Origin of the sequence: Amycolatopsis keratiniphila subsp. keratiniphila (assembly GCF_001620365.2) — a bacterium.
Classification (GTDB): Bacteria; Actinomycetota; Actinomycetes; order Mycobacteriales; family Pseudonocardiaceae; genus Amycolatopsis; species Amycolatopsis keratiniphila.
The window spans coordinates 33,478-45,801 of record NZ_LQMT02000014.1; the positions used below are offsets into that span (position 1 = coordinate 33,478).

General features: G+C 68.1%; 13 protein-coding genes and 2 pseudogenes. 6 read left to right on the forward strand and 9 right to left on the reverse strand.

Annotated features, from left to right (window positions below):
* Positions 1-306: pseudogene (locus AVR91_RS43810) on the reverse strand (HNH endonuclease); the annotation flags it as partial.
* Positions 307-471: 165 nt separating this feature from the next.
* On the opposite strand from AVR91_RS43810, the gene AVR91_RS15365 reads away from it, so the two are divergent.
* Positions 472-1,065, forward strand: a complete 594-nt coding sequence (locus AVR91_RS15365) for a hypothetical protein (RefSeq protein ID WP_063272733.1) — start codon at positions 472-474, stop codon at positions 1,063-1,065.
* 34 nt (positions 1,066-1,099) lie between these two features.
* Here AVR91_RS15365 and AVR91_RS15370 read toward each other — a convergent pair whose 3' ends face one another.
* The gene (locus AVR91_RS15370; RefSeq protein WP_063272734.1) at positions 1,100-2,011 is read right to left on the reverse strand and encodes an NADP-dependent oxidoreductase; all 912 of its coding nucleotides are present in this window, start codon (positions 2,009-2,011) and stop codon (positions 1,100-1,102) included.
* A gap of 100 nt (positions 2,012-2,111) precedes the next feature.
* Here AVR91_RS15370 and AVR91_RS15375 point away from each other — a divergent pair, with 100 nt between their 5' ends.
* A complete protein-coding gene (locus tag AVR91_RS15375) occupies positions 2,112-2,573 on the forward strand; it encodes a GNAT family N-acetyltransferase (protein WP_063272735.1) in 462 nt (153 codons plus the stop codon).
* Here the strand turns inward: AVR91_RS15375 and AVR91_RS15380 are convergent.
* Positions 2,551-3,504, reverse strand: a complete 954-nt coding sequence (locus AVR91_RS15380; RefSeq protein ID WP_063272761.1) for a helix-turn-helix transcriptional regulator — start codon at positions 3,502-3,504, stop codon at positions 2,551-2,553. The two genes, AVR91_RS15375 and AVR91_RS15380, sit on opposite strands and share 23 nt — an antisense overlap.
* A gap of 62 nt (positions 3,505-3,566) precedes the next feature.
* On the opposite strand from AVR91_RS15380, the gene AVR91_RS15385 reads away from it, so the two are divergent.
* From AVR91_RS15385 to AVR91_RS15395, 3 genes are all read left to right on the forward strand, one after another.
* Entirely contained in the window at positions 3,567-4,691 is a 1,125-nt protein-coding gene (locus AVR91_RS15385) for an epoxide hydrolase family protein (RefSeq protein WP_063272736.1), read from the forward strand.
* Between the two features lie 3 nt (positions 4,692-4,694).
* Positions 4,695-5,774 (forward strand): winged helix DNA-binding domain-containing protein, encoded by a 1,080-nt coding sequence (locus AVR91_RS15390; protein ID WP_063272737.1) that lies wholly within the window; start codon positions 4,695-4,697, stop codon positions 5,772-5,774.
* Between the two features lie 76 nt (positions 5,775-5,850).
* Positions 5,851-6,147, forward strand: a complete 297-nt coding sequence (locus tag AVR91_RS15395) for a hypothetical protein (RefSeq protein ID WP_016332181.1) — start codon at positions 5,851-5,853, stop codon at positions 6,145-6,147.
* 17 nt (positions 6,148-6,164) lie between these two features.
* Here the strand turns inward: AVR91_RS15395 and AVR91_RS15400 are convergent, their stop codons facing one another.
* Positions 6,165-6,935 carry an FHA domain-containing protein gene (locus tag AVR91_RS15400; protein ID WP_063272738.1) on the reverse strand — a complete coding sequence of 257 codons (771 nt, stop codon included), beginning with the start codon at positions 6,933-6,935 and terminating at the stop codon, positions 6,165-6,167.
* 98 nt (positions 6,936-7,033) lie between these two features.
* Here AVR91_RS15400 and AVR91_RS15405 point away from each other — a divergent pair, with 98 nt between their 5' ends.
* Positions 7,034-7,405, forward strand: a complete 372-nt coding sequence (locus tag AVR91_RS15405; RefSeq protein ID WP_043848634.1) for a PH domain-containing protein — start codon at positions 7,034-7,036, stop codon at positions 7,403-7,405.
* A 322-nt stretch (positions 7,406-7,727) separates the two neighbouring features.
* Here the strand turns inward: AVR91_RS15405 and AVR91_RS15410 are convergent, their stop codons facing one another.
* The 5 genes and pseudogenes from AVR91_RS15410 to pip form a co-directional block, all read right to left on the reverse strand.
* Positions 7,728-8,549 (reverse strand): class I SAM-dependent methyltransferase, encoded by an 822-nt coding sequence (locus AVR91_RS15410; protein ID WP_063272739.1) that lies wholly within the window; start codon positions 8,547-8,549, stop codon positions 7,728-7,730.
* 86 nt (positions 8,550-8,635) lie between these two features.
* Positions 8,636-9,970, reverse strand: coding sequence for a dihydrolipoyl dehydrogenase (gene lpdA, locus AVR91_RS15415; RefSeq protein WP_394329952.1), 1,335 nt, complete (start codon positions 9,968-9,970; stop codon positions 8,636-8,638).
* Positions 9,971-10,067: 97 nt separating this feature from the next.
* Positions 10,068-10,838, reverse strand: a complete 771-nt coding sequence (locus AVR91_RS15420) for a lysophospholipid acyltransferase family protein (RefSeq protein WP_063272741.1) — start codon at positions 10,836-10,838, stop codon at positions 10,068-10,070.
* 63 nt (positions 10,839-10,901) lie between these two features.
* Positions 10,902-11,309, reverse strand: a complete 408-nt coding sequence (locus AVR91_RS44590; RefSeq protein ID WP_427846413.1) for a nitroreductase family deazaflavin-dependent oxidoreductase — start codon at positions 11,307-11,309, stop codon at positions 10,902-10,904.
* A gap of 63 nt (positions 11,310-11,372) precedes the next feature.
* Positions 11,373-12,311, reverse strand: a pseudogene (gene pip, locus AVR91_RS15425) (prolyl aminopeptidase); the annotation flags it as partial.
* Positions 12,312-12,324: the final 13 nt, after the last annotated feature.

Genomic DNA, 12,324 nt, shown 5'->3' on the forward strand with positions numbered 1-12,324 from the left:
ACCGCAGCGGTGGCAGGAGCAACAGGCGGAACCTCCGTGCCATCCAAGGCCCGGGTGGGATTCAGCGCAAGAGCCCGCTTCACCACCGCACCCGCCTCACCCCGCGAGCTCCGCGAACCAACTCGCCGTGCTGCCATGCCCGTATAAGTCTTTGGCGCCCCGATTCTCGATCTCCGCCAGAAACTGCCCCAACCCGGCAGTGGCCATGCGAATCACCTGCAAGAACTGCTGCACGCCATGGGCAAGCTCCAGCTTGCCGGCACGCCACAACTCCTGCGGCAACTCGGGGAGAAAGGTCTCGGACACACCTCGATAATACCGCAAATCCGTCGAACACGTGTTCGTAATTTTAAGCGACAGTCAAAGCGCACATTTGCCACTGAAGGGTGATGCCGACAGGAGTTGTCGTAACGCCGCGCGCGGATCGAACGAGTACGTCCGGCAAGCACCACCACAAAGCGGGAGAGCGCCATGTACATCCCACCCGAACCGGCCGCGCGTCCGGCCAAACCCCGACGCTGGCCGTGGATACTCGCTGCCGCCATCGTCGCCGCAGCGCTCACGGCGACCTTGACACTCGTACTGCTCGGCAACGAGCGCGGCGAAAAGAAGGTCGCGTCGAAATCGACCGCATCACCCTGCCGGGACCAGACACTCAAGCCGCCGTGCCAAGGCATCAGCGGCTGGGTCCTGGCCGACGGCTCCTACGAAAGCACCACACGCGCGACCGCGCCCGTTTACGTGGCACCGACGACGACCAGTCCCCCACCGCTCACTCCGGCGGATTTCACCCTCGATCTGAAGACCTACTCCAAAAAATGCTTCGGCTCCGCCGGCTGCAGCGTGGTCGTCGAACCCGCCCTGACCTACAAGGGCTCCGCGGAAACCATGGCAAGCCACGGAATGTGCTCGTTGACCTATGACATCACAGGCGACGAATCGGGCACGGTGACCGATACCCTCACTTTCATCGGAACAAGCGTGACCGCGCGCCGCTCGGTCCTCTCGACGCCGTCCTCGAAGACCAAGGTGACCGTCAAGATCGTCAGTGTTTCGTGCACCTGACCGAGGGCGCCCCCACGCCCCCCGGTCAGCCCGTTTAGGGGAAGGTCAGCACGATCTTCCCCCGCCCGTGCCCGGTCTCGATCTCCCGGTGCGCCGCCGCGGCCTCGCCGAACGGATACGTCCGCCGCACGAGGAAACGCAGCTCCCCCTTGACGTACAACGACGCGAGCATCCCCAGCCGCTCGGCCGACCTCGTCCCGGTGACCACTCGCGCCCCGGCCTCGGGCGCGCGGCCGTGCTCGACCAGCGTGAGCACGCGGTCCGGATTCCCGACCAGCCCCAGCGACAGATCGAAGGCGACCCCGCCCGCGCCGTCCAGCGCCGCGTCGATCCCGGCCGGAGCGAGCGCCCGCACCCGCTCGGCGAGGCCGTCGCCGTAGACCACCGGCTCGGCGCCGAGCGAACGGACGTACTCCTGGTTCGCCTCGCTCGCCGTCCCGATCACCTGCGCCCCGCGCAACACGGCGAGCTGGACGGCGGCCGTGCCCACCGCGCCCGCCGCCCCATGGATCAGGAGCGTCTCGCCACGGGCGACCCGCAGCGCGTCCAGCGCCAGGTACGCCGTCTGCGTCCCCGCCGTGAACCCGCCCGCGACCTCCCACGGCATCTCCGCTGGCTTCGGCGTGACGTTCTCCGCGGGCACCACGATGTACTCGGCGTACGCCTGCACCGCGGTGAACCCGAGCACCTCGGCCCCCGCGACGAGGCCGGTAACCCCGGAACCGACCTCGTCGACGACCCCGGCGAACTCGTTCCCCGGGACACGCGGCCAACGCAGCTCCATCCCCGCGGGTTCCCAGCCCGCCCGCACGGCCGCGTCGTACGGCTGCACCCCCGCCGCCTTCACCCGCACCCGGACCTCCCCCGCTCCGGCGTGCGGCTCCTCCAGCTCCAGCACCCGGAGCACCTCCGGGCCACCGGCTTCCGTGAACGCGGCCGCTTTCATCTCGTTCCTCCAGTTCGTTCCCCAGCTGTCGGAACCCAGCCTGATACCTCCAGATAGCTGGAGGTCAAGAATTGTCGGTGTGACGTTCTAAGCTGCGCTCGTGACGAGCTACCGCATCTCCAGGGCAAGCGCTTCCGACGCCGGCAGGCTGACGGCGCTGATGCACGAATCGGCCGCCTACCAAGGGGAATACGCCTCGATCCTCGACGGCTACCAGGTCACCGAGGACTACCTCGCCACCCATCCCGCGTACGTCGCGCACGCGCAGCGGGACGTGGTCGGTTTCTACAGCCTGATCGAGTACCCGGCCGAGCTCGACCTGCTGTTCGTCGCCGATTCGGCCCAGGGCACGGGTATCGGCGCGTGGCTGGTCGAGCACATGCTCGGCCAGGCGGCGGAGCTCGGCATGACCGAGGTGCGCGTCGTCTCCCATCCACCGGCCGCCGGGTTCTACGAGCGGATGGGCGCCCGCCGCGTCGGCGTCGTACCGCCCAACCCGCCGAAGATCGCCTGGGAGCGCCCGGAGCTGGTCTTCGACGTCAAGCACCCACCGCGCGGCTGAACCGCCCGATCAGTTTGCGCAGGTGGCCGGCGAATTCCGGCGAGTCGACGACCTCGAAATCGGCGTCGAGCAGGCCCAGGTAGAGCGCCAGATACTCCAGTGTGTCCGCGCCGGCTTTGAGCAGGCAGGTCCGCTCGTCGACGGCTTCGACGACGACGGCGGGCGGCACCTTCGCCGCGGCTTCGGCGGCCGGGGCATGCAGCCGGATCGTCGCGTGGTGCCGCCACAAGGCCGCGCCCACACCACGCTGGAGGTAGGCGACCACGCCGCCTTCGGGCGGTTCGCGCTCCTCGAAACGGCGCCCGTTCGGCGTACGCGGCCGCACCCGGTCCGCGCGGAACGTGCGCCAGTCCTGCCTGTCGACGTCCCAGCCGACGAGGTACCAGCGGCGGCTCATGTGCACGACGCGGTGCGGCTCGACCTGCCTTCGGGTCTCGGATCCGTTGTGTCCCACGTAATCGAAGCGCAGGGTCTCGCGGTCACGGCACGCACCGGCGATGGCGGAGAGCACTTCGGCGTCGACCGTGGGCCCGCCGCCCTGCACCGCGAGGGTCGCGGAATTCAGCGCCGCGACACGGTGCCGTAGCCGCGACGGCAGCACCTGCTCCAGCTTCGCCAGCGCGCGCACCGACGTCTCCTCGATCCCCGCGATCGTCCCGCCCGCGGCCGTGCGCAGGCCCATCGCCACCGCGACGGCCTCCTCGTCGTCGAGCAGCAGCGGCGGCATGGCCGCACCGGCGCCCAGGCTGTACCCGCCGGAGACGCCGGGCGTCGCGTCGACCGGATAGCCGAGCCCTCGCAACCGCTCGACGTCGTTCCGGATCGTCCTGGTCGTGACGTCGAGCCGCTCCGCCAGTTCCGGCCCGGTCCAGTTGCGTCTGGCCTGCAGCAACGACAGGAGCCGCAGCAGTCTCGCCGAAGTTTCCGCCATGAATTCCACCTTGTCCGCAATCGCGGAACGAACCTTTCCGCAATCGTTCCTAATCTAGCCCCATGACCGAGATCAAGCCCTTCCGCATCGCCATCGACCAGGCCGAACTCGACGACCTCAAGGAGCGCCTGACCCGCACCCGCTGGCCCCGCGAGGTCACCGGCGACTGGAGCCGAGGCGTTCCCGTCGCCTACCTCAAGGGACTTGCCGAGTACTGGGCCGACGGCTTCGACTGGCGCGCCCAGGAAGCGGAACTGAACGAGTTCCCGCAATTCACCACCGAGATCGACGGCCAGACCATCCACTTCCTGCACATCCGGTCGACCGCCCCGGACGCGCTGCCGGTGGTCCTCACGCACGGCTGGCCGAGCTCGCCGTTCGAATTCCGGCGGGTCGTCGAGGAGCTCAGCGGCGAGTTCCACCTGGTCATCCCGTCGCTGCCCGGTTACGGGTTCTCGAACCCGGTGAGCGGCAACCTGTTCCGCGTCGCCCAGGCGTGGGTCACGCTGATGGACCGCCTCGGCTACGAGCGCTTCGGCGTCCACGGCACCGACGCGGGCGCCGGGGTCGCGAGCATTCTGTCGATGATCGCCGCGCACCGGGTGGTCGGCACGCACCTCACCGGGACCAGCGCGGGCACGCCGTTCGGCCCGGCGGTCGACCTCGACGGCCTCGACGAGAAGGACCGCGAGCGCGCCGAACGCTTCAACCGGTTCCAGTCCGACGGTCTCGGCTACCTGCACCTGCAGGCGACCCGGCCGCAGACGCTGGCCTATTCGCTGAACGACTCCCCCACCGGCCAGCTCGCGTGGATCGTGGAGAAGTTCGCCGAATGGACCGATCCGGCCAAGGAACTGCCGGACGACGCCGTCGATCGCGACCACCTGCTGACCGCGGTGAGCCTGTACTGGTTCACCGGCGCCGGCGCGTCCTCCGCGCACGCCGTGTACGAAGGCATGGAGGTCTACCGGCAGATGGCGCAAGGCGGCTGGGACGACGGCGGCGAGGCCCCCGCCGGCCCGCCGCTCGGGATCGCGGTCTTCGCCGGGGACACCACGATCCGGAGCCTTCAGGACGGTCCGGTGGCACACTGGTCCGAGTACGACACCGGCGGCCACTTCCCGGCGATGGAGGTCCCCGGTCTGTTCGCCGAAGACCTCCGTTCCTTCCTGCGAAAGTGCGTCTGACGAATGGATCAGCTCAGCCCCCGGGCCCTCAACCGCGCGACCCTGGCCAGGCAGCTCCTGCTGGATCGCGCCGATCTTCCCGCCGTCACCGCGATCGAGCGGCTGGCGGGCCTCCAGGCGCAGGCCCCCGACTCGTCGTATGTCGGGCTGTGGTCGCGGCTTCGCGATTTCCGAGTGGACGAGCTGGCGAAACCGCTGGCCGCCCGCGAAGTCGTCCGGATGACCTTGATGCGCGGAACGGTGCACCTGGTCACAGCCGCCGACGGTCTCGCGCTGTGGCCCACCCTCGCACCGGTGGTCGAGCGCGGTTTCCTCGGCCACTATTCGCGGGAGGTCGCCGAGCTGGATCTCGCCGCGATCGCCGAAGCGGGGCGGGCCCTGCTGGCCGAGCGGCCACGCACCCGCGCCGAGATCCGGACCGCGCTGGCGCCCCGATGGCCCGACGCGGACCAGCCGACGCTCGGCTACGCGGTCAACAGCCTGCTCCCCCTCGCGCACGTGACCCCGCGCGGCCTGTGGGGCCAGACCGGTCCGGCCGCGTTCGCCCTGCTCGAAGACTGGGTCGGCGAGCCGATCACGGCCGGGATCTCCCTCGACGACCTGGTGCTGCGCTATCTCGGGGCGTTCGGCCCGGCGACCGTCCGCGACGCGCAGCTCTGGTCGGGGCTCACCCGGTTGAAGGAGGTCTTCGAACGGCTGCGGCCGCGGCTGATCACCTTCACCGACGTCGAGGGAAAGGAACTGTTCGACCTTCCCGACGCACCGCGCCCCGATCCGGAAACCCCGGCGCCACCACGGTTCCTTCCCGAGTACGACAACGTCCTGCTCTCCCACGCCGACCGCGCGCGGGTGATCCCCGACGGCCGCCGCGTGCCGCTGCCACCGGGTAACGGCGGCCGAAGGGGCACGCTGCTCGTCGATGGTGAATTCCTGGCCATTTGGGCGATCAAAGGGGCGACGCTGACGATCGAATCGCGGGAACCCTTGCGAGATCAGGATTCGATCGCCGAAGAGGGCGCGCGGCTGCTGGAATTCGTAGTGCCGGATGCGGAGCACGACATACGTTTCGGCATCGGCGGGTAACGGTCCGGCCTTTTGCCGTAACGACGGGCACCGTTCGGGCGAAGCATGGGCGCAAAGAGCCTGAAGGGAGCGGGCCATGAGCAGGAACTACGGTTTCATGACGGTGCTGGCGGGCCTCAGCGCGCTCGCGGTGATCGCGGTCGCGGCGGTGTGGCGGTATCCGAACACGTCGGACGTGACGGCGGTGATCACCGCGGCGGGGACGGTGATCGGCACCGTGGTGGGCGCCTTCTTCGGCGTGAACGCGGCCTCGGCGGGACGCGTGAAAGCCGAAGAAAGCCGGGATCAGGCCACGGCGGCACTGGTCAAGGTGGCCACCAAGGCCGACGAGGACAGCGACGTCGCGAAGGCGGCGATGGAGGGCGTGCGCTGACCGTCCTCTATGGACACTCAGTCGAGCGCTTCGAGGAGGGCGAGGTCCGGCGGGACGAGCGTCGTGGACAACACCAGTTCTCGCAACAGGTTGTCGTTCAACGCGTTGCCGACCGGCTCGCCGACCTCTTCGCGCCTCAGCCCGAAAACGCCGCCGGCGGACAACCGCCCCCGCACGTCGATGACGACGTGCTCGACCCGGCGGGCGGTCCACGTCTCGCCGGGCCTGAGCTCGGAGAGCACCTCGGCCGTCTGCTGGCGGGACAACGGCTGCGGATTGAGGTCGTGCAGCAGGTAGCGCTGCCCGAAGACGACCAGGACCAAGCGTTCTTCCGCGCTGAGACGCCAGCGGCGGGGCGGCACGGTGACGTCGTCGTGCCGGGTGACGGGATGCCCGCCCTCGGGACCCGCGACGTACAACTCGAGCAGGTGCTCCCGCCTGCCCGACCCTCGGACGAACAGCGGCGTGTACCCGTCCGACAGGGGAATCGGCTCCTCGCCGCGGGAAAGCCAGCGGGAATTCGGCAGGCGGATGGGCAACTGGCCGGTGTTGCTGACCCACCATCGCCCGTCGGTGAAGTTCAGCAGCCCGTGCTTGCGGCTGACCTGCAGGTCGTTCTCCCCCACACAGACGTCGACCTGCGGCCGGTTACGCCCGAAGGAGATCTCGCCGCCCTCACCGGGATCGACGGACACGCCGCCCGCGAGCGTGAGCGCGAACACCGCGCCGGGCGCCGACCGGGGCACGCCGAGCGCCAGGCTCTCGTGCGTCGTCGTGAGCCGCTTCATCGTCCCTCCTCCTGATCCCCGGCATTATGCGAGATCCCGCCGGGGACGGGTCCCGGTGTCGCGGTCGTCCGTTTGTTTTCGTCCGTATGTTGGAGTACATGATTGACTTCTCCAAGGACACCGTCTTCAAGCTCACGCCGTGCAAGCCGAAGGACATCGCGCCGACGGTGCAGCCGATCATCATCCCCGGCGAGGAGATCATCTCGTCGTTCAAGGCGGTGCGCGACTTCGTGGTGTTCACGAACAAGCGGCTGATCGCGGTGAACGTCCAGGGCATGACGGGCAAGAAGAAGGACTTCACCTCGCTGCCGTACAACAGGATCCAGGCCTTCTCGATCGAAACCGCGGGCACCTTCGACCTCGACGCGGAGCTGGACCTGTGGTTCAGCGGGCTGGGGAACGTGCGGCTGGAGTTCCGGGGTTCGAACATCCGGGCCATCGGGCAACTGATCGCCATGCACACGCTCTAACCCGCTCTGCGACTCGCGCGGGCGCCCGTGCCCGCCGGAAGTACATGAAGGCCCCCTTCCTGTACCTAGGCGCAAGGAAGGGGGCCTTCATGTACTCGGCAAGGTATGAAGGTCGAGTTTCCTCGGCTCAGCCGAGGGAAGGGGGCCTTCACGCGCCACCGCTGTGACTTGTGGGGCTGCTGGTGTTGCAGGGCTACGGGTGGCGATCGCGTTGTCCGTGAAGGCCTCCTGGCCTTGGTGCGGGATGAAGTTGTGAGGCTTCTCCCCCGTTCCCCGTAACGTGAGCGCCACCCTGACATGGGGCGAGTTCAGCAAGGTTTCCTCAGCCTCTGACGTTCTGCACCCTGGACGCGGTGACCAGCCGATCGGTACGAAGGAGCCGCACCCCGCCGGAAGACTCGAACTGGCGGAATCCTGCCTGGACCTCCCTGCGAAGCTCGTCGATGACGTGCTGATCCACGTCGGCGAGGTTGTACCGAACAGGGCCAGTTGCGAACAGGAAGTCAGCCGCGTCGGCAGCGTCCCGGCCGAGCACGATGGGCGCCTCGACCGAGACAGCGCTCACGTCGGCGAATCCTGCATCGTGGAGCAACGCGTGGATACGTGTCACCTCGTTGAGAGAGCCAACGCCGCGCTGTGCCGGCGACAGCCACCGCATGAAAGGACGCAGCGGGGCGGTCGCCCGTGAGTAGTCACTGTCGGGGTCTGGTCCCTGCGGACAGGTGAAGGCCAGCCGTCCACCGAGGCGGAGACTTCGAGCGATGTTCCTGAAGCCTGCGTCGAGATCCACGAAGAGCATGAGCGCGGATCGACTGATCACCACGTCGAAACCGGCTGCGGGAAAAGGATGCACTTGGGCGTCGGCCCGCACGAACTCGATGTTGGCCAACTGCCGTTCGGACGCGTCCTCTCGCGCCTGGGCCAGCATCGAGTCCGACAGATCAACGCCGGTGACTCGACCGCGAACCGCTCGTTCGGCCGCGAGCAGGCTGGTCTGCCCGGTCCCACAGCCGACATCGAGCACCCGATCACGCTCCCCGATCACGGCCGCCGCGAACAACGCTTGGTTGAATCCTTCGGCTATTGCGTTGTACCGATCGGCATGCCGAGCCCAGATCTCGCCTTCCCAGCCGTTCCAGGACACCGTTCCCTCCACCGAATCGAGCTAGCGCCAACCGGGTCCGGATACGGAGTCTGCCGCAGATCGGCGAATCCGTGGCAGGTTCACGCTTACATGTTGATCATGTGGCCCGCGAGACCGTGCACGGCTTCCTTGACCGCTTCCCCAAGAGTCGGGTGAGCGTGCACGTTCCGCGAGATCTCGTGCACCGTAAGGTCCCACTGCTGCGCCAGAGTCAGCTCCGGCAGGAGTTCGGTGACCTCCGGGCCGATCAGGTGCGCGCCCAAGAGCTCGCCGTGCGTCGCGTCGCTCAGGATCTTCACGAAGCCGACGGCCTCGCCGAGGCCGTGCGCCTTTCCGTTGGCGGTGAAGGGGAACTTCGCCACCTGGACGTCGAAGCCCTTTTCGCGGGCCTGTTCTTCGGTCCAGCCGAAGCTGGCGATCTGCGGCTGGCAGTAGGTCGCGCGCGGGATCATGACGAAGTCGAGTTCCATGGTCTCGGCGCCCGCGATGGTTTCGGCGGCGACGACGCCCATGGACTCGGACGCGTGCGCGAGCATCAGTTTCGCGGTGACGTCGCCGATCGCGAAGATGTGCGGGACGTTGGTGCGGCCCCGCGCGTCGACGGCGATGGCGCCGCGGTCGGTCAGCTCGACACCGGTCTTGTCCAGGCCGTATCCCTCGACCCGCGGCTGGAAACCGATGGCCTGCAACACCTTGTCCGCTTCCAGGACACGCTGCTCGCCGTTCTTCGACACGGTCACGCGCACGCTGGAGCCGGTGTCGTCGATGGACTCGACCTTGGTCGAGGTCAGCACCTCGATGCCGAGCTTCCGGTAGCGGCGTGCGAGTTCCGCGGAAACCTCGGCGTCTTCGAGCGGGACCATCCGGTCGAGGTATTCGACGATGGTCACCTTCACGCCGTAGTTGTGCAGCACGTAGGCGAATTCGACGCCGATGGCGCCCGCGCCGGCGATGACGATGCTCTCCGGCAGCTCGTTTTCCATGATCTGCTGTTCGTAGGTGACCACGCGGTCGCTGCGCGTGGTGCCCGGCAGCAGGCGCGCGGTCGCGCCGGTGGCGATCACGCAGTTGTCGAAGGTGATCCGCTCGGCGTTGACCTCGATGGTGTTGGCGTCGAGGAAGGTGCCGTGCCCGTCGTATTCGGTGATCTTGTTCTTCTTCATCAGGAAGTGCACGCCCTTGACGCGACCGTCCGCGACCTTGCGGCTGCGGTCGAAGGCGGCCTGGTAGTCGAAGCTGACCTTCCCTTCGACCTGGATCCCGAAGGACTTCGCCTCCTTGGTCACGATGTGCGCGAGTTCGGCGTTGCGCAGCAGTGCCTTCGACGGGATACAGCCGACGTTGAGGCAGACACCGCCCCAGTACTTCTCCTCCACGACCGCCGCGCTCAGCCCCAGCTGCGACGCCCGGATCGCCGCCACGTAACCGCCGACTCCGGCCCCCAGGACAACGACGTCATAGTGTGACTCATACCTCGAAACCTACCCCTCACCGGGACGGTCCGAAGGGTGAGACTGCCTACTCGGGACGCGAGCCGCGGATCTCGATCAGCAGGTCGGTCACCGCGGTCATGATCCGCTTGGTCGCCTCCTCCAGCACCTCGCGGGACGGCGAGGGCGTCATGAGGTCCGAGAGGTCCACCGGCGGGCCGGCGATCAGGTTCACCGTCTTGCGCGGGAAGGCGCGCGGGAGCACGGCGTCCGACGGCAGCAGGTGGTGCGTGCCCCAGTTCGCCAGCGGGATCACCGGGACACCGGTCTCCAGCGCGATCCGCGCGATTCCGGTCTTGCCGCGCATGGGCCACCCGTCCGGGTGATCGGTGAAGGTGGCTTCCGGGAAGATGACGACGCATTCACCCTCACGGACGGCGCTGACGGCGTCGCGGTACGCGTCCGACGCCGTGGCGGCCCCGCGGTAGACCGGGATGTGCTTGCCGGAGCGCATCACCGAGCCGATGACGGGCGCGTCCCACAGGCTCGCCTTCGCCAGGTAGCGCGGCACGCGCCCATGGGCGAGGCAGTACGCCGTCACCGTCGTCGGGTCGGCGAACGAGAGGTGGTTCGACGCGACCAGGAAGCCGCCGGACGAGGGCAGGTGCTCCCCGCCGCGCACCCGGAACCGGGTGAACAGCACCAGGAACGGCCACACGACGTTGATCGCGAAGGCGAACCAGGCGCCCCGGCCGGCGCGGGCGAAGCGCCGGCCGAAGGCGATCATCTGGCGGAACGTCAGCAGGTCCCCCGAAGCGGGGCTCAGCGCGGTCCAGCGTTCACGGGGTCTCAGCACCATGGACGTAATTCGTAGCCGAACCCGCCCTGGTTCGGCTGAAACCACGCGCGAACGCGGCGCGGATCACACGCGCTCGAGCACCACCACGGGGATCTCGCGGTCGGTCTTCTTCGCGTACTCGTTGTAGTCCGGCCACACGGCGGCGAGCTTGTCCCACAGCTTCGCGCGCTCCTCGCCTTCGAGGGTCCGGGCGCGCGCGGTGAACTTGTCCGCCTTGACCTGGGCCTTGACCTCGGGGTTGGCCTGCAGGTTCTTGTACCAGCCCGGGTCCTCCGGTGCGCCGCCCTTCGAGGCCACGATCACCGGGTTGTCCTGCTCGTCGAACTGGTAGATCAGCGCGAACTTGCGGTCCTCGCCGGTCTTGCGGCCCTTGGTGGTGAGGATGAGGCAAGGCGCGCCCTTCTCCCAGTCGTGGCCCACCTCGCCGTCGGTCTCTTCGTAGCGACGGACGTGCTCGTCACCGAAAAGCATGTCTGTGTTCCTCTCGTCCTGGCGTGTACCGGCGCCCACCCAGTCTGACGCGAACCGGTCGGTCGCGCTGATCAACTCGTGCAGGGTGCCGGGTTCGTCGAACGCGTGACCCGAGTCGCCGACCATCACCAGTTCGGCGGAGGGCAGCACCTGGCTGAGCTCCCACGCGGTGATGGCCGGGGTGACCACGTCGTAGCGTCCCTGGACCAGAACGCACGGGATGTCCCGGAGCTTCCCGGCGTCGCGGAGCAGCTGATCTTCGGCCAGCCAGCCGCCGTGCCGGAAGTAGTGGTTCTCGATCCTCGCGATCGCGAGGGCGAACGCGGGATCGCTGAACGCGTCGATCACCTCGTCCTGGGGACGCAGTTTCACCGTCTCCCCCTCCCAGCGGCTCCACGCGATCGCGGCGGGACCGTGCACGGCGGGATCCGGATGGCTCAGCAGTTCGTGATAGACCTCGATCAGGTTCTCCTGGCGGCGCGAATACGGCACCGGGGCCAGGAACCGCGACCACGCCTCGGGGAAGAGGAACGCCGCTCCCCCGCCGTAGAGCCATTGCAGTTCCTTCACCCGCAAGGTGGCCACCCCGCGGAGGACGAGTTCCGTGACTCGTCCTGGGTGGGTTTCCGCGTAGGTCAGCCCCAGCACGCTCCCCCACGAGCCGCCGAAGACCATCCAGTGTTCGATGTCCAGATGCTCGCGCAAGCGCTCGATGTCGGCGACCAGGTGCCACGTCGTGTTGACGGAGAGATCCGCCTCCGGGGTGGCGCAGTTCGGCGTGCTGCGCCCGCAGCCGCGCTGATCGAAAAGGACGATCCGGTACCGGTCCGGATCGAACAGTCTGCGATGTCTCGGACCCGAACCGCCCCCGGGACCGCCGTGCAGGAAAATCACCGGCTTGCCCTCGGGATCGCCGCATTCCTCCCAATAGATCTCGTTGCCGTCACCGACGGGCAACATCCCTTGGACGTAAGGTTCGATTTCCGGATAAAGGCCGAGCATGTCCGCCACTATG